Annotated in this window: 21 protein-coding genes; 10 read left to right on the top strand and 11 right to left on the bottom strand. The window is 72.5% G+C overall.

Going from position 1 to position 26,214, the window contains the following annotated elements:
• Window positions 1-20 precede the first annotated feature (20 nt).
• A complete protein-coding gene (locus LWJ43_RS08270) occupies window positions 21-524 on the bottom strand; it encodes a ferritin-like domain-containing protein (RefSeq protein ID WP_277331649.1) in 504 nt (167 codons plus the stop codon).
• The gene (locus LWJ43_RS08265; RefSeq protein ID WP_277331648.1) at window positions 521-1,045 is read right to left on the bottom strand and encodes a hypothetical protein; all 525 of its coding nucleotides are present in this window, start codon (window positions 1,043-1,045) and stop codon (window positions 521-523) included. Before LWJ43_RS08265 ends, LWJ43_RS08270 begins: the two co-directional genes overlap by 4 nt.
• 171 nt (window positions 1,046-1,216) lie before the next feature.
• Between LWJ43_RS08265 and rimP the strand changes: the two genes are divergently transcribed.
• From rimP to LWJ43_RS08215, 10 genes are all read left to right on the top strand, one after another.
• Window positions 1,217-1,714 carry a ribosome maturation factor RimP gene (rimP, locus tag LWJ43_RS08260; protein ID WP_277331647.1) on the top strand — a complete coding sequence of 166 codons (498 nt, stop codon included), beginning with the start codon at window positions 1,217-1,219 and terminating at the stop codon, window positions 1,712-1,714.
• 2 nt (window positions 1,715-1,716) lie between these two features.
• Window positions 1,717-2,757, top strand: coding sequence for a transcription termination factor NusA (gene nusA / locus LWJ43_RS08255; RefSeq protein WP_277331646.1), 1,041 nt, complete (start codon window positions 1,717-1,719; stop codon window positions 2,755-2,757).
• 149 nt (window positions 2,758-2,906) lie between these two features.
• Window positions 2,907-3,185: a YlxR family protein gene (locus tag LWJ43_RS08250; RefSeq protein ID WP_147959759.1), complete on the top strand. Its 279-nt coding sequence runs from the start codon at window positions 2,907-2,909 to the stop codon at window positions 3,183-3,185.
• A 148-nt stretch (window positions 3,186-3,333) separates the two neighbouring features.
• Window positions 3,334-6,462, top strand: coding sequence for a translation initiation factor IF-2 (infB, locus tag LWJ43_RS08245; protein ID WP_277331645.1), 3,129 nt, complete (start codon window positions 3,334-3,336; stop codon window positions 6,460-6,462).
• 167 nt (window positions 6,463-6,629) lie between these two features.
• The gene (locus LWJ43_RS08240) at window positions 6,630-6,926 is read left to right on the top strand and encodes a DUF503 domain-containing protein (protein WP_277331644.1); all 297 of its coding nucleotides are present in this window, start codon (window positions 6,630-6,632) and stop codon (window positions 6,924-6,926) included.
• A 26-nt stretch (window positions 6,927-6,952) separates the two neighbouring features.
• The gene (gene rbfA / locus LWJ43_RS08235; RefSeq protein ID WP_277331643.1) at window positions 6,953-7,414 is read left to right on the top strand and encodes a 30S ribosome-binding factor RbfA; all 462 of its coding nucleotides are present in this window, start codon (window positions 6,953-6,955) and stop codon (window positions 7,412-7,414) included.
• Complete coding sequence (gene truB / locus LWJ43_RS08230; RefSeq protein ID WP_277331642.1) at window positions 7,411-8,316, top strand: tRNA pseudouridine(55) synthase TruB; 906 nt, start codon at window positions 7,411-7,413, stop codon at window positions 8,314-8,316. The genes rbfA and truB overlap by 4 nt, the downstream gene beginning before the upstream one ends.
• Window positions 8,317-8,531: 215 nt before the next feature.
• Window positions 8,532-12,080 (top strand): S1 family peptidase, encoded by a 3,549-nt coding sequence (locus LWJ43_RS08225; RefSeq protein WP_277331641.1) that lies wholly within the window; start codon window positions 8,532-8,534, stop codon window positions 12,078-12,080.
• Window positions 12,081-12,123: 43 nt separating this feature from the next.
• Complete coding sequence (locus LWJ43_RS08220; RefSeq protein WP_277331640.1) at window positions 12,124-13,077, top strand: bifunctional riboflavin kinase/FAD synthetase; 954 nt, start codon at window positions 12,124-12,126, stop codon at window positions 13,075-13,077.
• A gap of 76 nt (window positions 13,078-13,153) precedes the next feature.
• Window positions 13,154-14,260 carry an XdhC family protein gene (locus LWJ43_RS08215; protein WP_277331639.1) on the top strand — a complete coding sequence of 369 codons (1,107 nt, stop codon included), beginning with the start codon at window positions 13,154-13,156 and terminating at the stop codon, window positions 14,258-14,260.
• Here LWJ43_RS08215 and LWJ43_RS08210 read toward each other — a convergent pair.
• The 9 genes from LWJ43_RS08210 to eccE form a co-directional block, all read right to left on the bottom strand.
• Entirely contained in the window at window positions 14,257-15,246 is a 990-nt protein-coding gene (locus tag LWJ43_RS08210) for an oligopeptide/dipeptide ABC transporter ATP-binding protein (protein ID WP_277331638.1), read from the bottom strand. The genes LWJ43_RS08215 and LWJ43_RS08210 overlap by 4 nt on opposite strands.
• Window positions 15,243-16,304, bottom strand: coding sequence for an ABC transporter ATP-binding protein (locus LWJ43_RS08205; RefSeq protein ID WP_277331637.1), 1,062 nt, complete (start codon window positions 16,302-16,304; stop codon window positions 15,243-15,245). Before LWJ43_RS08205 ends, LWJ43_RS08210 begins: the two co-directional genes overlap by 4 nt.
• Window positions 16,301-17,221, bottom strand: coding sequence for an ABC transporter permease (locus LWJ43_RS08200; protein WP_277331636.1), 921 nt, complete (start codon window positions 17,219-17,221; stop codon window positions 16,301-16,303). The genes LWJ43_RS08205 and LWJ43_RS08200 overlap by 4 nt, the downstream gene beginning before the upstream one ends.
• Window positions 17,218-18,309, bottom strand: coding sequence for an ABC transporter permease (locus LWJ43_RS08195; protein WP_277331635.1), 1,092 nt, complete (start codon window positions 18,307-18,309; stop codon window positions 17,218-17,220). The genes LWJ43_RS08200 and LWJ43_RS08195 overlap by 4 nt, the downstream gene beginning before the upstream one ends.
• Window positions 18,310-18,312: 3 nt before the next feature.
• Complete coding sequence (locus tag LWJ43_RS08190; RefSeq protein ID WP_277331634.1) at window positions 18,313-20,187, bottom strand: ABC transporter substrate-binding protein; 1,875 nt, start codon at window positions 20,185-20,187, stop codon at window positions 18,313-18,315.
• 197 nt (window positions 20,188-20,384) lie between these two features.
• Window positions 20,385-23,369 carry an SCO5717 family growth-regulating ATPase gene (locus LWJ43_RS08185; protein ID WP_277331633.1) on the bottom strand — a complete coding sequence of 995 codons (2,985 nt, stop codon included), beginning with the start codon at window positions 23,367-23,369 and terminating at the stop codon, window positions 20,385-20,387.
• Between the two features lie 382 nt (window positions 23,370-23,751).
• The gene (locus tag LWJ43_RS08180; RefSeq protein WP_277331632.1) at window positions 23,752-23,985 is read right to left on the bottom strand and encodes a DUF397 domain-containing protein; all 234 of its coding nucleotides are present in this window, start codon (window positions 23,983-23,985) and stop codon (window positions 23,752-23,754) included.
• 80 nt (window positions 23,986-24,065) lie between these two features.
• Window positions 24,066-24,776 carry a hypothetical protein gene (locus tag LWJ43_RS08175; RefSeq protein ID WP_277331631.1) on the bottom strand — a complete coding sequence of 237 codons (711 nt, stop codon included), beginning with the start codon at window positions 24,774-24,776 and terminating at the stop codon, window positions 24,066-24,068.
• Window positions 24,773-26,113: a type VII secretion protein EccE gene (eccE, locus tag LWJ43_RS08170; protein ID WP_277331630.1), complete on the bottom strand. Its 1,341-nt coding sequence runs from the start codon at window positions 26,111-26,113 to the stop codon at window positions 24,773-24,775. Before eccE ends, LWJ43_RS08175 begins: the two co-directional genes overlap by 4 nt.
• Window positions 26,114-26,214 lie beyond the last annotated feature (101 nt).

The following is a 26,214-nucleotide window of genomic DNA, read 5'->3' as shown; positions in this document are numbered from 1 at the left end:
CGTGATCCCGGAGCGGGATCTCAGTGGGTGACACCCGTGGCCCCTGCCTCCGCCGTGTCGTCCGGCGGGGCGGCCTTCTCGGTGAGCCCAGGAAAGGCTACGCCGGTGCCGCGCCAGCGTGCGGCACGCACCGCGGCCTCCCGGAGCGCACCCGCGGCGTCCTGCCGCAGCGGGCCCCGGGCGGCGCGTACGAGGTCGGAGTACACACCCGCCACGCGGTCCTCCAGCACTGCGGCGAGCCGCATCGCGGTAGCCGGGTCCCGCACCGCGAAGGGCAGCGCGTACGCCGCGTGCGCCGCGACCGGTGTGCCTCCCAGGTCGCGCACCGTCCGTACGAGAGAGTCGCGCCGGGCCCGGTGGGCGTCACCTGCGGCCGCCGCGTCGCGGCGGCGGCCGCCCTCCAGCCGTCCGCCCAGCGCCCCGTAGCCGTACACCGAGGCGTGCTCGGCGGCGAGTGCCGCCTGTGCGGCCCGCAGCGTGCCCTCCGTGTCGTCCCCGTCGTCCTTTCCCGCCACCTCTGTCATGCCGGGATCTCCTTGGCCAGTTCGGTCAACAGGTACGCGTGTGCCGCGCCGGCCGCGGCGATCGAAGCCAGCAGCCTTGCCAGTTCGGGTTCCGCGGTCAGCAGCACCGCGGCCCGGCCGTCCGCCACCCGGCGCTCCTCGGCCGCCAGTTCCCTCAGCGCGGCCCGTGCGTCGGCGGGGGCGGCCGGCGGGGCGGGGGCCGGTGATCCGCTCGGGGCCTTCGCGGGCCCGCCCAGTGCCGCCAGGTGTTCGCGGACCGCGGCACCCATCGGCGCGAGTCCCGCCTCCGTCACCGGGTGGGCGGTGGCGGCCTGTTGGTAGCGGGAGAGCAGCGAGGTGCTGTCACGGGCGGCGGCGGCCCGCAGCGCCGTACCCTCCCGGAGGGCGGCGGCCCGGGTGTCCGCGCCGCCGGGTGGCCTTCGGTCCTCCGGCCCGTCCCCGCAGCCGGTCAGCACCGCACCCAGGGCGAATGCTCCCGTGGCGGTGAGCGCGCTCCGGCGCGTCGTCCCCGTGCGGCGCACTTGTCTCCTTCAGCCTGGTTTTTGACAGTTTCTGACCTGAAGTGATCACCGAAGGTGAGGGTACCCGCGGCTGGGCGGGAGGCGGACGGCAACACCCCTGCGGACCGGATACCCTTTGACCTGACACGCGACGATCCCCACAACAGCACACGCGGCCGAGGAGTCACCCGGATGAGCACCACCCAGAGCGACAGGCTGCGCGGGCTGCTGGAGCCGCTCGTCAGCGCCAAGGAGCTGGACCTCGAGGAGATCGAGGTGTCCCGGGCGGGCCGACGGCGGGTGCTGAGAGTCATCGTGGATTCCGAGGACGGCGTGGAGCTCGACACCTGCGCGGAACTCAGCCGCAGCATCTCCGAGACGCTGGACGAGACCGACGCCATGGGTGAGGGCGAGTACGTCCTCGAAGTGAGCTCTCCGGGCGCGGACCGCCCGTTGACCGAGCACCGCCACTACGTACGCGCCACCGGCCGGCTGGCCCGGCTCACCCTGGACGAGGGCGGCGAACTGGTGGCCCGCATCCTCGGGGTGGACGACGAGGGACTCGATCTGGAAGTGCCGGGCGTCAAGGGCCGCAAGCCCACGTCGCGCCGTGTCGCCTTCGACGAGATCGCCAGGGCGCGCGTGGAGATCGAATTCAACCGCAAGGACAAGAAGGAAGAGGAGGCGTAGCCGTGGACATCGATGTGAAGCTTCTGAAGGGCTTGGCGCAGGACAAGGAGATCCCCTTCGACGTGCTCGTCGGGGCGATCGAGTCGGCCCTCCTCATCGCGTACCACCGCACCGAGGGCAGCCACCGCCGTGCGCGCGTCGAGCTGGACGCCGGCGGCCACGTCACGGTGTGGGCCAAGGACGACCCGGCCGAGCTCGAGGAGGGCCAGGAGCCCAAGGAGTTCGACGACACGCCGTCCGGCTTCGGCCGTATCGCCGCGACCACCGCCAAGCAGGTCATCCTGCAGCGGCTGCGCGACGCCGAGGACGACAGGACGTTCGGTGAGTACGCGGGCCACGAGGGCGACGTCGTCACCGGCCTCGTCCAGCAGGGCAAGGACCCGAAGAACGTCCTGGTCGACATCGGCAAGCTGGAAGCCATCCTGCCCGTGCAGGAGCAGGTGCCCGGCGAGGAGTACACCCACGGCCTGCGGCTGCGCACGTACGTCGTGCGGGTGGCCAAGGGCGTCCGCGGTCCGTCCGTCACGCTCTCGCGGACCCACCCGAACCTCGTGAAGAAGCTCTTCGCGCTGGAGGTCCCGGAGATCGCGGACGGATCGGTCGTCATCGAGGCCATCGCCCGTGAGGCGGGCCACCGCACCAAGATCGCCGTGCGCTCCACCCGGGCCGGTCTGAACCCCAAGGGCGCCTGCATCGGCCCGATGGGCAGCCGTGTGCGCAACGTGATGGCCGAACTGCACGGCGAGAAGATCGACATCGTGGACTGGTCGGACGACCCCGCCGAGATGGTCGCCAACGCGCTGTCACCCGCACGGGTGAGCAAGGTCGAGGTCGTGGACCTCGGCACGCGCTCCGCGCGGGTGACCGTGCCCGACTACCAGCTGTCCCTGGCGATCGGCAAGGAGGGGCAGAACGCCCGCCTCGCCGCCCGGCTCACCGGCTGGCGCATCGACATCCGCCCGGACACCGAGACCGACGCCGAGCGGGACGCCGCCGACCGTGAGCGTGCGGAGCGCGCGCGGGAGCGGTCCGAGCGCGGCTGACCCCCGGGACCGGTCCGGGGGCCCGCCACGGCGGCCCCCGACCGGCACCGAAGGAATAGATCAAGGCGCGAAGCCGCTGAGATCACGACAACATCCGTTCGATTTCCGCCCCCAAGGGGTGTGGTCGATGCGGGGAGGTAGACTTAGCCGTGTCTGGCCGGACGCACGCCCGCGCTTGCCCCGAGCGAACCTGTGTGGGATGCCGGGAGCGAGCGGCCAAGAGCGAGCTGCTGCGCATCGTGGTGGACGAGGGAGAGGTCGTCCCTGATCCACGCGGTACGCTGCCCGGCCGGGGTGCGTATGTACACCCCGCCTCCGTCTGTCTGGACCTGGCGGTCCGCCGCCGGGCATTCCCCCGGGCCTTCAAGGCCAAGGGGCCGTTCGACCCCGCAGCACTGCAGCGGTTCGTCGAGCGGGTGACACCGTAGGAAAGTGAACGGCACGGGTCCCCGTGCGGTCAGGTACCTCGCGAGTTGGAAGTAGGTCGAGATTGCGATGAGCACTCGATGAGTACGCGATGAGTACGCCCATGAAGTAGCGACGGTCCGGCGGTAACCCGGACCTAAAAGGAGCGAAGTGGCTAAGGTCCGGGTATACGAGCTCGCCAAGGAGTTCGGCGTGGAGAGCAAGGTCGTCATGGCCAAGCTCCAAGAACTCGGTGAATTCGTCCGTTCGGCGTCCTCGACGATCGAGGCGCCGGTTGTACGCAAACTGACTGACGCACTGCAGGGGCCCGGCGGCAACGCCGGCAAGTCCGCTGCGAAGCCTGGCGCGCCCCGCAAGGCCGCCCCCGCGAAGCCCGCGGCGCCGTCACCGGCCGCCGCGGCACGTCCCGCTGCCCCGAAGCCCGGCGCCCCGGCCCCCAAGCCGGCCGCCGCCGAGGCTCCGGCGAGCAGCACCCCCGCGGCGCCCTCCGCGCCGTCGGCCGGTCCCCGTCCGGGCCCCCGGCCCGCGCCGAAGCCCGCCCCGGTCACCCCGGTGCCCGCCGCGGAGTTCTCGGCTCCGGCTCCGGCCCAGCAGCCTGCCGCCCCGCAGCAGGCACCCCGTCCCACCGGCGCCACCCCCGGCCCCCGTCCCGCCCGTCCGGCTCCGGCCGGCGGTCAGCGTGACGGAGGTCAGCGTGACGGCGGCCGTGGCGGAGAGCGCGGCGGCGAGCGCGGCGGCGAGCGTGGCGGAGACCGCCCCGCACGTCCCGCGGGCCAGGGCGCACCGCGCCCCGGCGGCGCACGTCCGGCCGGTCCCCGTCCGGGCAACAACCCCTTCACCTCCGGCGGTTCCACCGGCATGGCGCGCCCCCAGGCGCCCCGTCCCGGCGGTGCCCCGCGCCCCGGCGGCGGTCAGGAGCGCCCCGGCGCCCCGCGCCCGCAGGGTGGTCCCGGTGGCGCCCCGCGCCCCCAGGGTCAGGGTGGCGCACGTCCGAGCCCGGGCGGCATGCCCCGTCCGCAGGCTCCCCGTCCGGGCGGTGCCCCCTCGGGTAACCGTCCGAACCCCGGCATGATGCCGCAGCGTCCCGCTGCGGGCCCGCGTCCCGGCGGTGGCCCCGGCGGTGGCCGTGGTCCCGGTGCCGGCGGCGGTCGCCCCGGTGGCGGCGGCGGTCGTCCCGGTGGCGGCGGCTTCGCAGGCCGTCCGGCCGGTCCCGGTGGTGGCGGCGGCGGCTTCGCCGGCCGTCCCGGTGGTCCCGGTGGCGGTGGCGGCGCAGGCCGTCCCGGTGGTGGCGGCGGCTTCGGCGGTCGTCCCGGCTTCGGTGGACGTCCCGGCGGCCCGGGTGCCCGTGGTGGCACGCAGGGTGCGTTCGGCCGTCCCGGCGGTCCCGCGCGTCGTGGCCGCAAGTCGAAGCGTCAGAGGCGCCAGGAGTACGAGGCCATGCAGGCCCCGTCGGTGGGCGGCGTCATGCTGCCTCGCGGCAACGGGCAGGCTGTCCGGCTGTCGCGCGGTGCGTCCCTGACCGACTTCGCGGAGAAGATCAACGCCAACCCGGCGTCGCTCGTCGCCGTGATGATGAACCTCGGCGAGATGGTCACCGCCACGCAGTCGGTCTCCGACGAGACGCTGAGGCTTCTCGCGGACGAGATGAACTACGTCCTGGAGATCGTCAGCCCCGAGGAGGAGGACCGCGAGCTGCTCGAGTCCTTCGACATCGAGTTCGGCGAGGACGAGGGCGGCGAAGAGGCCCTGGTCTCCCGTCCGCCGGTCGTGACCGTCATGGGTCACGTCGACCACGGTAAGACCCGACTGCTGGACGCGATCCGCAAGACGAACGTCGTCGCGGGCGAGGCCGGCGGCATCACGCAGCACATCGGTGCCTACCAGGTCTCCTCCGAGGTCAACGGCGAGGACCGCCGCATCACCTTCATCGACACCCCGGGTCACGAGGCGTTCACCGCCATGCGTGCGCGTGGTGCGAAGTCCACCGACATCGCGATCCTCGTGGTGGCGGCGAACGACGGTGTGATGCCCCAGACGATCGAGGCGCTGAACCACGCCAAGGCGGCCGAGGTGCCGATCGTGGTCGCGGTCAACAAGATCGACGTCGAGGGTGCCGACCCGACCAAGGTGCGCGGCCAGCTCACCGAGTTCGGTCTGGTGGCCGAGGAGTACGGCGGCGACACGATGTTCGTCGACATCTCCGCCAAGCAGGGCCTCAACATCGAGGCCCTCCTGGAGGCCGTCGTCCTCACCGCCGACGCCTCGCTCGACCTGCGGGCCAACCCGGAGCAGGACGCGCAGGGTATTGCGATCGAGTCCCACCTCGACCGCGGCCGCGGTGCCGTCTCGACCGTCCTCGTCCAGCGCGGAACGCTGCGCATCGGCGACACGATGGTCGTCGGCGACGCGTACGGCCGTGTCCGGGCGATGCTCGACGACAACGGCAACAACGTCCAGGAAGCGGGTCCCTCGACCCCCGTCCTGGTCCTGGGTCTCACCAACGTCCCGGGTGCCGGCGACAACTTCCTGGTGGTCGACGAGGACCGTACGGCCCGTCAGATCGCCGAGAAGCGTGCCGCCCGTGAGCGCAACGCCAACTTCGCCCGCAAGGGCGTCCGGTTCTCCCTGGAGAACCTGGACGAGGCGCTCAAGGCCGGTCTGGTCCAGGAACTCAACCTCATCATCAAGGGCGACGCGTCCGGTTCGGTGGAGGCTCTCGAGTCCTCGCTGCTCCAGCTCGACGTCGGCGAAGAGGTCGACATCCGGGTCCTGCACCGCGGTGTGGGTGCGGTCACCGAGTCGGACATCAACCTGGCGACCGGCTCCGACGCCATCGTGATCGGCTTCAACGTGCGCGCCGCAGGGCGTGCCGAGCAGATGGCCGAGCGCGAGGGCGTGGACGTCCGGTACTACTCGGTCATCTACCAGGCGATCGAAGAGATCGAAGCGGCCCTCAAGGGCATGCTCAAGCCGGAGTACGAAGAGGTCGAGCTCGGCACGGCGGAGATCCGCGAGATCTTCCGCTCGTCCAAGCTGGGCAACATCGCCGGTGTGCTGGTCCGCTCCGGCGAGGTCAAGCGCAACACCAAGGCGCGCCTGCTGCGCGATGGCAAGGTCATCGCGGAGAACCTCAACATCTCCGGTCTGCGCCGCTTCAAGGACGACGTCACCGAGATCCGCGAAGGCTTCGAGGGCGGTATCAACCTCGGGAACTTCAACGACATCAAGATCGACGACGTCATCGCGACGTACGAGATGCGCGAGAAGCCGCGAGGCTGATCAACGGGGACACCCGGGGGGAGACCCCCGGGTCCCCCTGCACAGTCGGGGCCGGTCGACGGGTCGTATTTCCGTCGATCGGCCCCGGCCGTTCCGTGTACGGTTCTGGTGTCCCTGCCAAGTGATGGCGGGGCGTGAACCCGAACCGGCGGGACATCCGGACATACATGTATGTGGGGACTCTGTCCTTCGATCTGCTCCTCGGCGACGTACGGTCGCTGAAGGAGAAGCGTTCCGTCGTCCGCCCGATCGTCGCCGAACTGCACCGCAAGTACGCGGTGAGTGTCGCGGAGACGGGTGGGCAGGACCTCTACCGCAGGGCCCAGATCGGTCTTGCCGTGGTCTCCGGGGACACCGGGCACCTCACAGATGTACTCGACCGCTGCGAACGCATGATCGCGGGCCGGCCGGAGGTGGAGCTGCTGTCCGTACGGCGGCGGCTGCACAGCGACGAAGACGATTGAGCAAGGCTTAAGAAGGAGACGGACCAGTGGCCGACAACGCGCGGGCGAAGAAGCTGGCGGACCTCATCCAGGTGGTGGTCGCCGAGAAACTGCAGCGCGGTATCAAGGACCCGCGTCTGGGCACGCACGTGACCATCACGGACACCCGTGTCACCGGCGACCTGCGGGAGGCCACGGTCTTCTACACGGTCTACGGCGACGACGAGGAGCGGGCCAGCGCGGCCGCCGGGCTCGAGAGCGCCAAGGGCATCCTGCGCTCGGCGGTCGGTGCGGCGGCGGGGACCAAGTTCACCCCGACCCTGGCCTTCGTGGCGGACGCCCTGCCGGACAACGCCAGGGCGATCGAGGACCTGCTCGACCGGGCACGTGCCTCGGACGCCAAGGTCCGCGAGGCGTCCTCGGGCGCCACCTACGCCGGTGGCGCGGACCCGTACCGCAAGCCGGAGGACGAGTCCGACGAGAACGACGGGGACTCGCCTTCCGCATGACGCAGAACAAGCAGGACAAAACGCCGGACGGCCTTGTCATCGTCGACAAGCCGTCCGGCTTCACTTCGCACGACGTCGTGGCCAAGATGCGCGGCATCGCCCGCACCCGGCGGGTCGGGCACGCCGGAACCCTGGATCCGATGGCGACGGGCGTCCTCGTGCTCGGCGTGGAGAGGGCGACCAAGCTTCTCGGTCACCTCGCGCTGACCGAGAAGGAGTACCTGGGGACGATCCGGCTCGGCCAGGACACCGTCACCGACGACGCGGAGGGCGAGATCACCTCGTCCACCGACGCCTCCGGGGTGACCCGTGAGGGCATCGACGCCGGGGTGGCCGCGCTGACCGGCGCGATCATGCAGGTGCCGTCCAAGGTCAGCGCCATCAAGATCGACGGCAAGCGGTCCTACGCCCGGGTACGCGGCGGCGAGGAGTTCGAGATCCCGGCCCGTCCGGTGACCATCTCGTCCTTCCGGGTCTACGACGTCCGCGAGGCGGTCGCCGAGGACGGCACCCCCGTCGTCGACCTGGTGGTCTCCGTCGTCTGTTCCTCGGGCACGTACATCCGGGCCCTGGCCCGGGACCTCGGCGCCGGGCTCGGCGTCGGCGGACATCTGACCGCACTGCGCCGGACCCGCGTCGGACCCTACGGCCTCGACGCGGCGCGCACCCTGGACCAGCACCAGCAGGAACTGACCGTGATGCCGGTGGCCGAGGCCGCCGCCTCGGCCTTCCCCCGCTGGGACGTGGACGAGAAGCGGGCCAAGCTGCTCCTCAACGGTGTGCGGCTGGACATGCCGTCCTATCCGCCGGGGCCCGTCGGGGTCTTCGGTCCCGACGGAGCGTTCCTGGTCCTCGTCGAGGAGCAGAAGGGCAAGGCGAAGAGCCTCGCCGTCTTCGCCTGACGACCGCTCTTCCCTGTTTCCGGACCGTCGTGGAGCCGGCAGCCTCCCCCGGGTGCGTGCCGGCTCCACGATCCCCCTCCCGCGACCATTCCTGTCCACCCGAACTCGCTGATTCACCCCAATGGGCGGGCGCTCGGAGTGACGGAGGGGTGTGAGGGGGGCGCTTCGGCCCTTCCGGTTTCCGCCGTGGATCACCTGGGATCTACCGTCGGACCATGGGCAGCGGGGACCGGTCGAAACTTGTGCGGATCTGCGATCAGGCCGGCCGGCCGCAGGGGACCGGATTCGTCGCGGACGACCGGGGCACGGTCGTCACCAGTCATCAGGCCGTCGCGCGCTCGACGCCCCTGATCCTGCACGCGGCCGACGGCCGCAGCTGCCCGGTCGGTCCTGACGACATCGTCGCGCTGCCCGCCCAGGGGCTCGCCCTGCTGCGCACCGGTGGCCCCGGGGCCCTCGGGGTGGAGCCGCTCCCCATCGCCGTACGGGAGGGGATCGGCACGGGCGCCTACGTGCGGATCGCCGCCCACGGCTGGCGCGAGGCACGGGTGCTCGGGACGACTCCGGCGACGTACTCCGAGGGCGGGCGCGAGCACGCCGTGTACGGCGCGCTGGAGCTCGCCCTCGGGACGGACGGGCGCGACGCGCTTCGCTCCGGCGGAGCCGCGGTCGGCGGGCCCGTCACGGATCCGCGCACCGGAGCCGTCCTGGGCGTGCTCTCGACCGCGCTGGACGCCGGGCGCGAGACCGCGGGACTCGCGGTGCCACTGGCCCTCCCGGACGCTCCCGGTCCGCTCACCGAGGTGCTCGGGCGCAACGCGAGCGGCGTCCCGGGGTACGGCTGCGACCTCAACGTCGCGGGGGCGCTGCAGCTGACCGCCACCTCCCTCGGCCACACGGACGGCAGGCCCTGCGGCGCGGAAGCGGTCGAACGCCCCCACATCAGCGCGGAGTTCACCTCCTTCGAGACCGGCACGGGGCCCGTGCTCGGCCTGGTCGGCGCCCCGGGGAGCGGTCGCACCACGGAGCTCGCCGCCCTGGCCGCCCGCCGGACCCGTGGCCCGGTGCCCGCCCTGACGCTCTGGCTGCGCGGAGCCGATCTGCTCGCCGACGACACCTCGGTCGGCGACGCGGCGGCCCGGGCGCTCCTGCGCTCCGGGCGGATCCTCACCGCCGCCGGGGCCCGGGGCGACATGGAGGCGGCCACCCCGGAGCGGGTGGCGCGCCTCGCCGCGGCGTCCGGGAAGGAGCTCCTCCTCGTCCTCGACGGCCCGGAGGAGATGCCGCCGCTGCTGGCCCACCGGTTCGCCGGCTGGGCCGGGGCGACCGCCGAGTGGCTCCTGGCCCACGGGACGCGGCTGCTCGTCGCCTGCCGCCCCGAGCACTGGGAGACCGCCGGCGCGCTGTATCCGCCTGGCGCCCTGCACCGTCCCGAGCGGCCGGCCCGTGGCCTGCCGCCGGCCGTCCGGCTCGGCGACCTCACGGCGGAACAGGCCGAGCGGGCACGGGAGCGGTACGGCATCCCGCCCGGCGCGATCGAACCGGGCCACGACCGGCATCCCCTCACCCTGCGCCTGCTGGCCGAGGTACGGGCGGCGCTGCCCCCAGACGTTCCCGGGCGCCCCGGCACGGAGGAGGTCTTCGCCGCGCATCTGGACCTCACCTGTGTCCGGATCGCCGTCCGCATCGGGGCCCAGGCGGAGCCCCGGCTCCGGGGCACGGCGGTCCGCCGGCTGGCGGCGAAGGTGGCAGGACAGGTCCACGAGGCGGCCAGGCGCTGCCTCGGCCCGGGACAGGGCGAGCTGGACCGGGCGTCGTTCGAGGAGATCTTCCCCTGGCGCACCGGGTGGGCCTCGGCGGTCCTCACCGAGGGACTGCTGGTCCCGGCGGGAGCGGGTTACCGCTTCGCCCACGAGGAACTGGGCGACTGGGTGCAGGGCGCGCACCTGGACCTCGACGCGGCGCTGCACTCGCTGGTCCACCGCTGGCACGCGGACGGTGCGCCGGAAGCCCCCGAGCCCGCCCCGCAGGACCCGGCCGAGCCGCGCAGCCTTCCCGTGCCGCGTCACCGCACCGGCCCCGTGCTCCAGGCGATGCTCCTGCTGGAGCGGCGTCAGGGGCACGCTGCGCTGGCACACCGGATGGCCGACCTGATCGAGGCGATGGACCGCCTGACGTCCGGCACGCGGCAGTGGCACACCGACGCCGCCTGGTGGGCGGCCCACCTGCTCCGGGAGAGCCTCCTCCGGGTCCCCGACGCCCGGCCCTGCCTCGGAGTGCTGCGGGTGCTCGCCGGACGGATCACCCGGCGTTCCCTGTCCGGCGGCGGGCCGGCCGCCCTGGGCCCCTACGCGGAGTTCGGGCCCTGGTTCTGGCGCCGCGTCCGGCTGCCCGAGGAGGACCGGATCGACCTGCTGCGACGACTCCTGCCGGCCGACGGGGCTCCCCGCACGGACGGCGGCGAACGCTACCTCGACGCGGTGGCGCGGCGGCTGGCCGCCCACCCCGAGGCCGTCCAGCCGCTGCTGTGCGGCTGGTTCACGGACGACCGCCCACTGCCGGCCGAGGAAGGCGTGCCGATGCGGCTCACCGTGGCCGCGGCCGCCCAGGCACTCCTCTACGCACGGCGGGACCTCGCCGTCGACGACCTCACCGAGGCGCTCGTCGACACCACCCACCCGCGCGCTGCCGAGCTGCTCGCCACCCTCGCCGAGGACGAGCCGGCCGCTCTGTGCAGGGCACTGGAACGCTGGGCGCGCGACGACGAGCGGCCCGCGCGCCGCGCCGCCGCGGCCGTGCACCTCCCGCTCACAGCCGCCCGGGAGCTCCACGACGCCGACCGCGCACTGCTGCGCCGCACCGCGCTCACCCTGCTGGCCCGGCCGGACGACACGGTCCTGCACGCCCAGGCGCTCACCGTGCTCGTACGGGACCCCGGGACAGGCGGCCGCTACCTCCCACAGGCCCTTCGTGTCTTCGCCGCGGGTGATCCCCGGCTGCCGTTGGCCCTGCTCACGGAGGTGTTCCCCGAGCACCCCGAGCCGGTGCTCGCCGCGCTGCGCGCGCGCCTGTCGCTGCCGGGGGAGGCCGCCGACGGCGTCCTGCGGGAACTGGCCGCGCTGGACACCCCCGCCCTGGCACTGCACGCCCCGGGACTCGTGCGCTGCTTCATCGACAGCCGGCCCGGCCCGGACGCGGCGGCGCAGGCAGCTTCCTACGTCGACCACAGGCTGGAGCACAGCCCGGCCGCCCGGGCGCTGCTCCTGCCCCTCATGACCGGACTGCTGCGGGACCACCCGGCGCCGCCTCCCGTACGCGCGGGGCTGGCCCGGGTGCTCGCCGCCCCGGGGAGCGCCGCCTCGAGACCGCTGAGGGCCGAGCTGCTGGAGGTCCTGCTGGAATTCGAGCAGGACACCGGCAGGGACCCCGAGGTGCTCGACGCCCTGCTGAGGGCGGCCGCCGCGGGGTCCGGACGGCGTCCGGAGGCCCGCACCCGGGCCCTGGTGCACCGCACCGGGACGCTCCTCGTGCGGACGGCGGAGGGCGCGGGCCGGTTCGACCGGGGGCTGGCCGAACTCGCCCGGGACAATCCCGGATTCGCGGCCCTCGTCTCCCGGTGGCTGGCGGACGCCCCGCAGGAGTGGGACGCCGTCGTGGGGCCCGCCGTGCGACGGACCATGGCGGCGCCTGACGGGCCGCGGCCCGGGATCCCCATGCCGATGCAGGCCGCAGGACGTGAGCATGGCAGTCTTAGACCTGCGTAATGGACACACACACGTACACAGGTTCGGGCGAGGAGCGGTCACAGTGCACTGCTGGCGTGGCTTGGAGGACATCCCTGAGGACTGGGGACGCAGCGTCGTCACCATCGGGTCCTACGACGGGGTGCACCGCGGACACCAGCTGATCATCGGCCGTGCCGTGGATCGGGCGCGCGAGCTCGGCGTGCCCTCGGTGGTCGTCACCTTCGACCCTCACCCCAGCGAGGTCGTCCGCCCCGGCACGCATCCGCCGCTGCTCGCACCGCACCAGCGCCGGGCCGAGCTGATGGCCGGACTCGGTGTGGACGCGGTGCTGATCCTGCCGTTCACCGCCGCGTTCTCGCAGCTCTCGCCCGCCGACTTCATCGTGAAGGTGCTCGTCGACAAGCTCCACGCGAAGCTGGTCATCGAAGGCCCGAACTTCCGGTTCGGGCACCGCGCGGCCGGCGACGTCACGTTCCTCGCCGAGCTCGGCGCGACGTACGACTACGGCACCGAGGTCATCGACCTCTACGTCAGCGGTGACGCGGGCGGCGGCGAGCCGTTCTCCTCGACACTCACCCGTCGTCTGATCGCCGAGGGCGACGTCGCGGGGGCCGCGGAGATCCTCGGCCGCCCGCACCGCGTCGAGGGCGTCGTGGTGCGCGGTGCCCAGCGCGGACGCGAGCTCGGCTTCCCCACGGCGAACGTCGAGACCCTGCCGCACACCGCGATCCCCGCCGACGGCGTCTACGCAGGCTGGCTCACGGTGAACGGCGAGGCGATGCCCGCCGCGATCTCCGTGGGCACCAACCCGCAGTTCGACGGCACGGAGCGGACCGTCGAGGCGTACGCCATCGACCGCGTCGGCCTCGACCTGTACGGGCTCCACGTGGCGGTGGACTTCCTGGCCTATGTGCGCGGCATGCTGAAGTTCGAGTCGATCGACGACCTGCTCGTGGCGATGGCCGCCGACGTGAAGCGTTCCAGCGAGCTGATCGCGGCGTACGAACGGGCCTGACGCCGTCCTGTGGTGCGCGCGCCGGCACCGGGGCATCCTCGTGGGCAGGAGCCGTCCACCCGGGAGGAGTCCGCACGTGCGTGAGCTGCTGTCCCCACTGCGTGACTGGCTGACGGCCGGTACGCCCTTCGCCCTCGCCACCGTCGTCGCGGTGCGGGGCAGCGCGCCCCGTGCCCCGGGTGCCGCGATGGCGGTGACCTCCACCGGTGCGGTGGCGGGCAGCGTCTCCGGGGGGTGCGTGGAGAGCGATGTCTACGAGGTCGCCACCGAGACGCTCACCACGGGCCTCACGGAGCTGCGGACCTACGGCATCAGCGACGACGAGGCCTTCGGCGCCGGGCTGACCTGCGGCGGCACGATCGACGTCCTGGTGCGGCCCTGCGTCGCGCCGGCGGACCGGCACGGACTGCGGGAGCTCGTCGACACCGTCTCCGCCGGGGTGCCCGTCGCGCTCGCCACCGTGGTGTCCGGAGCCGCGCGGAGGGGCGCCCGGCTGATGGTCCTGGACGGCCGGGTCGACGGCTCGCTCGGCGACGAGGGGCTCGACGCCGCCGTCACCGACGACGCACGCGGACTGCTCGCGCAGGGCGCCACCGGCAGCATCCGGTACGGCGCGCACGGGGAACGCCGGATGCAGGACGTCACCGTCTTCGTCCAGACGTACGCCCCCGCGCCCCGCATGCTCGTCTTCGGAGCCATCGACCACGCAGCGGCCACGGCGCGGATCGGGTCGTTCCTCGGCTACCGCGTGACGGTGTGCGACGCCCGTCCGGCCTTCGCCACCCCGGAACGCTTCCCCACGGCCGACGAGGTCGTCTGCGCCTGGCCGCACACCTACCTGGAGTCGACCCCGGTGGACGCGCGCACGGTCGTCTGCGTGCTGACCCACGACCCGAAGTTCGACGTGCCCCTGCTCGCCGCGGCGCTGCGGACCCCCGCCGCGTACATCGGGGTGATGGGCAGCCGCCGCACCCACGCCGGTCGGCTCGCCCGGCTGCGGGAGGCCGGGGTGGACGAGGCGGGACTTGCCCGCCTCGCCTCACCCGTCGGCCTCGACCTCGGAGCCCGGACACCGGAGGAGACGGCCGTCTCCATCGCCGCCGAGATCATCCAGCACCGCTGGGGCGGCACCGGCCGGCCCCTGGCCGAACTGTCCGGCGCGATCCACCACGCCCCGCTCTAGACCGCCTCGGCCGTCTCCGCCGCCGCCCAGTGGCAGGCGACCTGGGTACGGCCGCCCCCCTCCAGTACCGGCAGGTCCTTCGTGCGGCACGCGTCCGCGACGCCCGCCCGCTCGGCCTCACCCGAGGCGAGCACCTGGCAGCGGGCGTGGAAGCGGCAGCCGGACGGGACCTTCGAGGGGTCCGGCGGCTCGCCCGTCAGGACCACCGGCTCGCCGTCCGCCTCCGGCAGCACGGACAGCAGGGCCTGGGTGTACGGGTGCCGGGGGGCCGTCAGGATCTGCTCCACGTCACCCGTCTCCACGATCCGGCCGAGGTACATCACCGCCACCCGGTCGGCGATGTTCCACGCGAGACCCAGGTCGTGCGTCACCACCAGGGCCGACAGCCCCAGTTCGTCACGCAGCCTCAGCAGCAGTGCCAGGATCTCGCCGCGGACGGAGGCGTCCAGCGACGCCACGGGCTCGTCCGCGACGATGAGCTCCGGCTCCAGGACCAGGGCTCCCGCGATCACGACGCGCTGGCGCTGACCTCCGGACAGCTCGTGCGGGTACCGCAGGAGGAAGCGCTCCGGAGGCCGCAGTCCCGCGCGGGCCAGCGCCCCGGACACGGCCGCCCCCTCGTCACCCGCGCAGCCGTGGATGCGCAGGCCCTCCGCCACGGCGTCGTACACCGTGTGGCGGGGGTTGAGGGAACCACTGGGGTCCTGGAGCACCAGCTGCACCCGCTTGCGGTACGCCTTCAGCGCCCGGCCCGCGTAGTCGAGCGGCTCGCCGCCGAAGGTGACCCGGCCGGCCGTGGGAGGCACGAGGCCGAGCAGGGACCGGGCCAGCGTCGTCTTCCCGCAGCCCGACTCGCCGACCAGGGCGACGATCTCACCGGGACGGATGTCGAGATCGACCCCGTCGACGGCCCGCGCGGTCGCGGCCCCTCGCCGGCCGGGGAACGCGACCTCCAGCGCCTGCGCGCTGAGCAGGGGGGTGATCATGAAATGCTCCTTGCTTCCTCGGTGCCGTCGAGCGGACCGGGTGTGGCCGTGACCTCCGGCTCCACCAGCACGCAGGCGACACGCCTGGACGGGCCGGCCGGACGCAGTTCCTGGTCCTCGGTGGCGCAGGAGTCCAGAGCCGCCGTGCAGCGCGGGTGGAACGTACAGCCGGAGGGCAGCGCCGAGGGGTCCGGCGGGTCACCGGGCAGACCTCGCGGAGCGTGCCGCGACGCGGGGTCCCCGATGCGGGGGAAGGCGGCCGACAGGGCGCTGCCGTAGGGGTGCCTGGCGTTCTCGTAGACCTGCTTGGCCGGGCCCTCCTCGACGACCCGGCCGGCGTACATCACCGACAGCCGGTCGCAGGTGTCGGAGAGCACCGCCAGGTCGTGGCTGATCATGATCAGCCCGAGGTTCTGATCGCGGACGAGCTGTTCGATCAGCCGCAGGATCTGCGCCTGGATCATCACGTCGAGCGCGGTCGTGGGCTCGTCGGCGATGATCAGCCGTGGGTCGCAGGCCAGCGCCATCGCGATCATCACGCGCTGGCGCTGACCGCCGGACAGCTCGTGCGGATAGGCCTCCGCGCGCGCGGCCGGCAGCCCCACCTGCTCCAGCAGCTCACCGGCGCGCCTCCGTGCGGCGGCCGGGGTCGCCCTGCTGTGCAGCAGGATCGGTTCGGCGATCTGGTCGCCGATGCGGTGCACGGCGTTCAGTGAGTGCATCGCCCCCTGGAAGACGATCGACGCCCCCGCCCAGCGCACGGCGCGCAGCCGGCCCCACTTCATGGTCAGGACGTCCTCGCCGTCCAGCAGGATCTGGCCGGTCAGGGTCGCGGACGCGGGCAGGAGGCGCAGCAGGGCCAGCGCCAGCGTCGACTTCCCGCAGCCGGACTCCCCGGCGATGCCGAGCTTCCGGCCCGCCTCCACCCGTAGGTCGACACCACGGACCGCGGGGACGGCCGACGCCCCGGAGCCGTAGGTGACGTGCAGGTTCCGCACGTCGAGCAACGGCTGCCCGGTCTCCGGCTCGGTGACGCTCTCGGTCTTCACGGCGGTCAACGGGACACCCCCAGCTTGGGGTTGAGCACGGACTCGATGGTGCGGCCGCAGAGCGTGAACGCGAGGGCGACGACCGCGATGGCGAGTCCGGGCGGAGCGAGGTACCACCAGTTGCCGGAGCTGACCGCTCCGGCCTCACGGGCGTCCTGGAGCAGCCCGCCCCAGGAGACGATCGTGGGATCGCCCAGCCCGAGGAAGGCGAGGGTCGCCTCGGTGAGGATGGCGGTGGAGATCACCAGCGTGGTCTGTGCGAGCACCAGCGGCATCACATTGGGCAGGACGTGGCGGGACATGATGTGGCCGTGTCCGCCCCCGAGCGCCTTGGAGCGTTCGATGTACGGTCGGGACTCCACGGACAGCGTCTGCGCGCGCACGAGCCGCGCGGTCGTCGGCCAGGTCGTCACCCCGATGGCGAGGATCGTCGTCCAGAGCGAACGCGAGAGCACGGTGGCCAGGGCGATGGCGAGCACCAGCGTCGGCATCACCAGGAACCAGTCGGTGATCCGCATGACGACGTTGCCGTACCAGCCCTTGAAGTGGCCGGCCGTGATGCCCACCAGGGTCCCGATGGCCACCGAGAGGAACGCGGCCAGCAGACCGACCGTCAGCGACACCCTCGTCCCCCACACCAGCAGGGCGAGCAGGCTGCGGCCGAACTGGTCGGTGCCGAGCGGGAACTCGGCGCTCGGCGACTCCAGCGGGCCGCCGGGCGCGGCGGTGACGCTCTGCGAGTCCGCGCCGACCAGCAGCGGGGCGGCCAGCGCGGTCAGGGCGATCACCGCGAGTACGGCGAGGCCGGCCAGGCCGGCCCGATGGCCGCGGTACTGCTGCCAGAAGCGGGCCGCCGCCTGGCGACGGCGGGTCCAGGTCAGTGCGCGCGGGCTGACGGCCCGCGCGGCGTCGGTCGTGGTCGTCATCGGCCCACCCGGGGATCGAGCAGCGGATAGATCACATCGGCGAGCGTGTTCATCAGGATCACCGCGGCGGCGAAAATGAAGAACAGCGCCTGCACCAGTGGCAGGTCGGGCACGCTCAGCGCCTGGTAGAACAGACCGCCGAGGCCCGGCCAGGAGAACACCGTCTCCACCAGGATGGCGCCCGCCACCGTGTTGCCCAGGTTGACGAAGAGCAGGGTCACCGTCGGCAGCATCGCGTTCGGGACGGCGTGCCGGCGGCGCACCAGGTCGTCCCGGAGGCCCTTCGCGCGTGCCGTCGTCAGGTAGTCGCTGCCCATCTCGTCGAGCAGGGAGGAACGCATCACCAGCAGGGTGCGCGCGTACTCGACCGCGACGAGGGTGACGACCGGCAGCACCAGGTGGTGGGCCACGTCGAGGACGTAGGCGAAGCCGCTCTCGTCGCCGGACTCCATGCCCCCGGTCGGGAACATGCCGGGGACGGGCCCGATGCCCACCGAGAGCGTGACGATCAGGAGCAGGCCGAGCCAGAAGGAGGGCACCGAGTACAGCGTCAGGGCGAAGGCCGTGTGGAAGCGGTCGCCCGCCGAGCCGTTGCGCCAGGCGGACCTGGCGCCCAGCCAGATGCCGATCGCCGTGTAGATCACGAACGCCGTGCCGGTCAGCAGCAGCGTCGCGGGCAGCGCCTCGGTGATCTTGTCCATGACGGGCGCACGGAACTGGTACGACGTACCGAAGTCCCCGGTCAGGGCCTTGCCGCAGTATTCGGTGAACTGCTGCCACAGCGGCAGGTCCAGGCCGAACTCCGCGCGCATCGCGGCGATCTGTTCGGTCGAGACCTGGCGGCCGCCGGTCATCTGCTTGACCGGGTCACCGGGGATCAGGCGGAACAGGAAGAAGCTGGTGACGAGCACGGCGAACAGCGAGACGGCCGCGCCGGCCAGCTTGCCCGCCGCGTAGCGGAGATAAGCGGTCGTGCTGCGGGAACGCGGGCTGCGGGCCGACGGCCCGGCCGGAGCCGGGCCGTCGGTCGACACAGCGTCCACGCCCGCCGCGCCCTTCACGAGCGCGGGAGTGCTTTCTGTGCTCATGGACTATTCACGGTCTTCCGCGGTGGAACGACGACGCATGGCGAACAGCAGTCCGCCACCGGCGAGGACGACTACGGCGACACCGACACCGATGAGGACTCCCGTGGAGTTGCCGCCGCCGTCGGACGAGCCGCCCGACGCACCGGCTGCCGGGACCGCCGACCACCAGCTCCAGTAACCGTCCTGACCGTAGATGTTGCCCGCGTCCGAGGGCATGGTCGTGATGGACTTGATCTGGTCGGTTCGGTAGGCCTCGACGGCATTCGGGTACGCCATGACATTCATGTACCCCAGGTCGTACAGCCGCGACTCCATCTGCTTCACGAGGTCGGCCCGTTTGGCGGGGTCGTACTCCGCCAGCTGCTTCGCGTAGAGCTCGTCGTACTGCTTGTCGCAGATGAAGTTGTCCGTCGCCGCGGACTCCTTCGCCTTGGCCGGGAGAGCGGCGCAGGTGTGGATCGACATGACGAAGTCGGGGTCCGGGTTGACGGACCAGCCGTCGAAGGCGAGGTCGTACTCACCGGCGTACCAGGGGTCGGAGACGTTGTCGAGGCAGTCGACCTTCAGCCCGATGCCCAGGTCTCCCCACCACTCCTGGAGGTACTTCCCGATGGCCTTGTCGTTCGGGTCGGTGGCGTGGCACAGGATGCGGAAGTCGAGCGGCTTGCCGTCCTTGCCGGTCCGCTTGCCCGCCCCGTTCTTCTTGTAGCCCGCCTCGTCGAGGAGGGCGGCGGCCTTCGCCGGGTCGTAGGCGAGCTTCTGCCCGGCCGACGGCTTCCAGAAGTACGAGCCGTAGCGCGGCGGGATGTAGCCCTCGCCCTCTATGGCGTAGCCCTGGAAGACCTTGTCGATGATGGTCGTACGGTCCACGGACATGAACAGAGCCTGACGGACCTTCTGGTCCTGGAGCGCCGCGTGCCCGTCGCCGAACTTCTTGCCGTCCTTGGTCTGCGCGCCCGGGTTGGTGGCCAGTGCGTAGAAGCGCCTGCCGGGGGCGTCGTTCACCTTGATGTCCGCGGTGGTCTTCAGCGACGCGGCCTGGGCGGGGGTCAGACTCGGGCTCCCCGCGACGAAGGAGACTTCACCCTTTCGGAGGGCGGCGACGGCCGCGTCCTGGTCCTTGTAGTAACGGAAGACCAGCTCGTCGAACTTGGGTGCGCCCCGCCAGAAGTCCTTGTTGGCCTTCAGCTTGACGTAGCTGTCGACCTTGTAGTCCGTCAGGATGAAGGGCCCGTTGCCGACGATCGGGAACTTCGTGTCGTTGTTGAACTTCGAGAAGTCGCCGACCTTCTCCCAGACGTGCTTGGGGACGATGGGGACGTCCAGCGCCGTCATCGTGGCCTGAGGCTGCTTCAGCTCTATGACCAGCTTGTCCGGGCCGGTGGCGGTCACCTTCTTGAAGTTGCCGACGAAGCTGCCGTTCGAGGTCGCCGCACCCTCGTCGGTCATCATCGTGTTGAAGGTCCACGCCGCGTCCTCGGCGGTGGCCTTCTCGCCGTCGGACCACTTCGAGTCCGACCGGATGGTGTACGTCCACGTCAGCTTGTCCGGCGAGGTCTCCCACTTCGTGGCGAGCCCGGGGATCGTGTGGTTGTCCTTGGCGTCGTAGTTGGTGAGGTAGTCGTACATCAGACGATGGATGCTCGTGGAGAGCAGCCGCTGTGCGAGGAACGGGCTCAGGGAGTCGACGCTCTGCGCGACCGCGACCGTGAGGGTCGACTTCCCGTCGGCTGCCTGCGCCTCCTGCGGGGCGGGGCCGAGCGGGTTTCCGGGTACGACCGATCCGGCTGCCAGCGCCAGGGCGGCGGCTCCGGAGGCGAGAAGGATACGCAGACGGCCGCGTGGGCGGGAGGGACGTGGAGGGAATCTTGTGACCATGGACGTGGACCTCGCGTCATGACTCGCACGGTGAAGGCGGGCAGATCTCTGGTTCGCCAGTTGGTGAAGCGAAGGTTTATCAGCGGCGGTCGAGTCGCGTCAACGGTCCGCCAAACCGCGTGTGGTCTGCGGGAATGCGATGAGGGCCCGCACCGTGTGAACGGTGCGGGCCCTCATTGGTTTAGACCTCTACTGCCTTACTGCTGAGGCGCCGGCGGCGGCTGCGGAGGGTACTGCTGCCAGCCCGCCGGCGGAACGGGGCCTTGCGGTTCGGGCTGCCCGGACTGATGTGCCTGGCCATCGGGTTGCGCGGGCGGCTGGGGCGGTCCGGCCGGCGTCCCGCCGGGGGGCGCGGGGGCGGACGGTGCCTGCTGCCAGCTGTTGTTCTGCGCACCCTGACCGGGGTACGGCGGGTACGGCTGCTGCGGCGCGGCGGCCTGCTGGGGCGGTGGCTGCTGTCCCCCGTACGGCTGCTGCCCGCCGTACGGCTGCTGGGGTGGATACGGCTGCTGCGGCTGCGCGGGGTACGGCTGTCCGGGGTACTGCTGACCCGGATACGGCTGACCGGGCTGAGGCTGCGGCGCGTACGGCTGCTGTCCGGGCACCTGCTGACCGGGCGTCTGATGTCCCGGCATCGGCGGGGCGAACTGCGGCGGCGGGTTGCTGCCGTCCGACGTCCACAGCCCCTGCTGCTGCTGGGCCCGCTGGAAGTCCTCCGCGACGAGCGCGGAGAGGTTGAAGTAGGCCTCGCGGGTCTTCGGGCGCATCATGTCGAGGTCGACCTCCGCGCCCGCGGACAGGTGCTCGTCGAACGGCACGACCACCACACCGCGGCAGCGGGTCTCGAAGTGCTGCACGATGTCGTCGACCTTGATCATCTTGCCGGTCTCGCGGACACCGGAGATGACCGTCAGGGAACGCTGCACGAGTTCCGCGTAGCCGTGCGCGGACAGCCAGTCCAGCGTGGTGGACGCACTGGACGCGCCGTCGACGGACGGCGTGGAGATGATGATCAGCTGGTCGGCGAGGTCCAGCACACCGCGCATCGCGCTGTAGAGCAGGCCGGTGCCCGAGTCCGTGAGGATGATCGGGTACTGCTTGCCCAGGACGTCGATCGCCCGGCGGTAGTCCTCGTCGTTGAAGGTCGTGGAGACCGCCGGGTCGACGTCGTTGGCGAGGATCTCCAGGCCGGAGGGGGCCTGGGAGGTGAAGCGCCGGATGTCCATGTACGAGTTGAGGTACGGGATCGCCTGGACCAGGTCCCGGATGGTGGCCCCGGTCTCGCGACGCACCCGCCGGCCGAGCGTGCCGGCGTCCGGGTTGGCGTCGATGGCGAGGATCTTGTCCTGCCGCTCGGTCGCCAGGGTGGAGCCCAGTGCGGTGGTCGTCGTGGTCTTGCCGACGCCGCCCTTGAGGCTGATGACCGCGATCCGGTAGCAGGACAGCACCGGCGTGCGGATCAGGTCCAGCTTGCGCTGCCGCTCGACCTCCTCCTTCTTCCCGCCCAGCTTGAAACGGGAGGCGGCGGAAGGGGTGCGGCTGCTCTTGGCCTTCTGCTTCCCCCGGACCAGCCGGTCCGAGGACAGCTCCACGGCGGCCGTGTAACCCAGCGGGGCCCCCGGCACTGAACGCTCGCGCTGGTCATGGGTGACCGGCGTGGGCCAGGCGCCCCCGCTGCGCGGGTCGACGGGCGGGGCCTGGGGACCGGGCGGCGGAGGCTGGAAGGCCTCGGGCTGCTGCTGTGCAGGCAGGTTCGGCGTGCCGTGGGCCGACTGCTGAGGGAGCGGGGCCCCCTGCGCGGGGAGGTGCGGCGGCGGGCCGGGCTGCGGAGCCGGGAATCCGTAGCCGCCCTGAGGCTGTGCGGACGGGGGCAGTTGGGGCGCGCCCTGGGCGGGCGACTGCGGCGCCTGCTGCTGGGGCGCCGACGGCTGGGGTGTCTGTTGCCGGGGTGCCTGCGGGAACCCGTATCCGCCTTGCTGGGGTGCCTGCGGGAACCCGTATCCGCCATGCTGCGGTGCCTGCGGGAAGCCGTAACCACTCTGCGGTGCGGGCGGGTTGGGGTGAGCCTGCTGGGGTACGGGCGGTGCCGGCTGGGCGGGCGCCGGGGGAGCGGGAGGCTGCGGGAATCCGTAGCCTCCCTGCGCCTCGGCTGTCGGAGCGGGTTGCTGGGCGGGCCACTGCGGTGCGGACTGCGGCGCGCCCGGCTGCGGCGCGGCCGGCTGGAACGCGGGCGGCAGCGGCGGGAGAGCGCCTTGTGCGGGCGGCGCCGGCGACCACGGGGCCGGTGCGTTCGACGGGGCGGAGCCCTGGGGCGCGTCGGTGGGCGACGGTGTGCCGGCCGACGGCGGCGTGTCCTGCGGGGCCGCGTCCACCACGGAGTTCACGGGCTCGTCGGCCCGCGCGTCATCCGTCCCCGGAGTCTCGGTGTCCGGCGTCCTCGTCCCCGGAGCACCGGCCTTCTCGTCGGCCGCCGCTCCGGACTCCGCTGCCGCGTCACCCGCGGCGCCCTCCTCGGGGGCGGCGATCCCGTCACCGTCCCCGGCGCCCTCCTCGCCCACCGGGCCGCTCGGCTCAGCAGCTTCTCCCTCGGCGTCGGCCGGGGGCGGAGTCGGGGCGACCGCGGGCGTGGGCTCCGCGGAGTCCCCGGAGCCGTCGGCGGGGCCGGAAGCAGTGGCTCCGGCGTCGGTGTCAGCCTTGACCGCCTCGCGCTCGGCGATCTCCTGCTTCAGGGCGGCCGGTGAGAACCGCATGGTGGCGCCGCTCTCCACGTCGCCGCCACCGAACGCGCCGGACGTGCCGCTCCCGGAGTCCGGTTCCGCGGAGCCGGCCACGGGAGGTGCCGGTGCCGGCACCGGGGGAGTGGGCTGGAAAGAAGGCGACGGTGGTTCGGCCGAAGCCGCCGACGCCGCTTCGGACGATGCCGCCGGAGCCGGCCGCCAGGCGGGCTCGAACCCGCCGGAGGAGGGGCCGGGTACGGACAGCGGAGGCCCCTGCGGCGGCGGAGGCGGTGCCAGGTGCGACCCCGCCCCTCCCGACGAGTCGCCCGGCGCGTTCTGCGTGTACCAGGCGGGAGGGGTGTAGTCGATGGTGAACTCACCCGTCATCTCGGCGGGATCCGCGTCGGACGACTCGTCGACGGGCGTGTTCCATCCCCCGCTGATCTCGTCCCGATCGCCGTTCACTTTGCCTCCTGGTGTGGTCGAGCACCCTTGTGCCGTGGTGGGTGGGGGCGACCGTTCCCGTCGTCCGGTCCGCCCGGCTCTCCCCCTTGCGACGCGCAGTGCCTGTCCGCAGGTTCCTCTGCCGCGCCCCCACCCACCCTAATCGCCATGGGGCGCACTACGGCAGGCCGTATCGCTCAGGGGCGACCGTCCCTCGGGTCACGTCCGGTCCCCGGGTGAAGCGGCTGTGGCGGAACATGAGGAATCAGACTGTTTGTCACTTTCCGGCGGGCGGCAGGACACCCGGTGGACACGTCGCCGGGCAAGTCGTCCCACATGTGGCCGGACACGGCGAGAGGGCGGCAGTCGGTGACAGCCGCCCTCCTTCGTCGCGCGCGGTCGCCTACGTGAGGTCGAACTCACCGTCCCGCGCGCCCAGTACGAAGGCGCGCCACTCCGCCTCCGTGTACCTCAGGACCGTCTCCGGATCCAGCGACGAGCGCATGGCGACCGCACCGCCGGGGAGGTGGGCGATCTCGACCCGCTCCTCGACGTCCTCGGTCCCGGGTGCGCTCAGCCACTCCACATCCGAGATGTCGAGAGCGTAGAGCTCGTCCTTTTCCTGCTGGGTGCCCATGCGCACGTCCCTTCGGTCGAACCGATCCGTTCCCTCGCCATGATCCTGAAATGCGGCGGGCCCGGGGAGCAAACGAGACTTCAGTCCATCCTGCGGGCGGTGCCGAGCAGTCCGGTCTCCACATCCGTCGCACTCGTCATCACCCAGTGGCGGTCGCGTCCCGCCACCCAGAGCGTGACACCGTCCGCCAGGGTGGGCAGGGCCTCGCTCTCGGCCCGTGCCAGTCCCAGGATCCGGCCGATCTGCTCCGCCTCGGCGGGCGAGACCCGCTGGATGCCCACGAGCGTCGCCGACCGCATCAAACGCGGAGCCACCGGGCTCAGGTACGGCAGCAGCGTCAACACCGACTGCCACGGAGAGGACACGACCCGGCCGCGGGGCGGACGCATGCCGCAGTCGCGTACCACCACCACCGGGCTGCCGACGGTCGCCCCGGTCGGCGGGACCCGGCCCACGTCGTGGAGCGAGATGCACTCCAGGCCGGCGCCCGCCGCCTGCGCCAGCGTGGTCCACACCTGGGTGCGGCCCGTCTCCACCGCGACCCGTGCACCGGTGCCGGCGGCGCGCAACGCCAGTACCTGGGCGGTCCACAGGCCACCGATCAGCAGGACGTCGTACGGGGCCGGGCGGTGGAAGCCGATCATCTGAGGGCGCCCCTCGGCGTCATCGCCGATGATCACGCCGTCGTCGCCCACCGGAAGCGACAGCGCTCCCAGGTGGTCGGCGGCCAGGGTGTGGCCGGCATGGCGGGGGCCGAGCAGTCCCCGCCTCGGTGCGATGTGCTTCGTCACTGCGCGCCTCCGAGCGGGAGCGTGGCCAGGGCGCCCGGCAGCTGTTCGCGGTCCAGCCGTACGAGACCGACCTCGGCGTGCCGTGCCGCCTGTTCCAGCGTCCGGCGTACTCCCACCAGTTCGGTGTCCGAGCCGCCGGTGATCCGCACATGGCCGCGCACCGACACATGCCCCTGGTGCGTACCGCGGCGCACGGTCAGGCTGAACGTCGTCGCGTAGGCGGGGACCGAGGTCAGCAGCGCGACGAGCCGGGGGAGCGGAGTGGCGCCACGACCCAGTTCGGGCCAGCGGTCCACCGCGTAGGTGGTGTGCCACCGGTCGTCGCAGCGCCAGACCCGCGTCGTCTCGCTCGTCCGCCTCTGCGGCGCGGCGTCCGGGCGTCCGGCGCGCGCCGACAGGATGGCGTTGGCACACGCGGACGTCGCCACGGCGGAGTTCAGCTCGTCCTGGTCCAGCACCGCGGCCCGGAATCCCGCGCCGGTGATGCGGCTCGCCACATGGTCCGCGACCCGGACCAGACAGCGCTGGGCTCCGCCCATGCCGCCGCCGCGTGCCTCCACGGCCTCCCGGCACAACTCCGGGTTCAGCTTGACCGCCACCCAGGTCATCCGCAGTGCGGGCGCCCCGGTCCGGTCCTGGAGAGGGCCGTACGAGAGCCGGGCCACCGACCGCTCCGGCAGGTGCGGCGCAGGGGCGGGCCGTACCTGCTGCACGAGCTGCGCGGACTCCAGCACGATGTCGTCCACCGCGAGCGCGTCGCCCAGGAGCGACAGCGGGAGCGACCGGGCGCCCATGGCCTGGCGCAGCGACTCACCGCTCGCCTCGACCCGTACGACCGCGGTCAGGAACGTGCCGTCCCCGACCATGCCGACCGTGCGGCGGGCGCCGTCCACATAGATGTAAGGAGCGAACCCCGGAACGTTCTCCGTCACGGGCGCCAGCTGGGGTTCCGTCTCGGCGGACGGCACCTCGGCGGTCCGCCTGCGGTGACGGAGGGAGGACACGGTCGACAGCCAGTCCTGCACGGCCCGGCCCCGACGGCGCACCAGGGCGAGAAGAATCAGCAGACAGGCGATCACACCGGCGGGGATCATCCACGCGCCGCCGAGCGCCGCGCCCACCGAGGCGACGGCCAGGGCCGCTTCGACGAGTACCAACTGCCGCAGTGCGGGGCCGACACGGCCGGTCCTGGAGATCGAGTGGAGAGTGGTCGCCGCGGGGGCGTCCGCCGACGGGCGGGGAGCTGTGCCTTCCGGACCGTTGCTGCGTTGCCGCCGGGAAGGGCCGGGCGTTCGGTGGGCGGACCGCCTCGTGCGCTCCCCCGTCGCTGCACCCATCGCCGCGTTGCCCCCTCGTGTCCGTATTCACCGTTTTTTGCACGCGCGTTGATCGGGCGATCACCCTACCTGAGCGGTGAGAGCCAAGTGCCAACAGGCAT

The organism is Streptomyces sp. JH34, assembly GCF_029428875.1.
In the GTDB taxonomy this organism is placed as follows: domain Bacteria; phylum Actinomycetota; class Actinomycetes; order Streptomycetales; family Streptomycetaceae; genus Streptomyces.
This window is presented reverse-complemented; position numbering and strand designations above follow the sequence as displayed.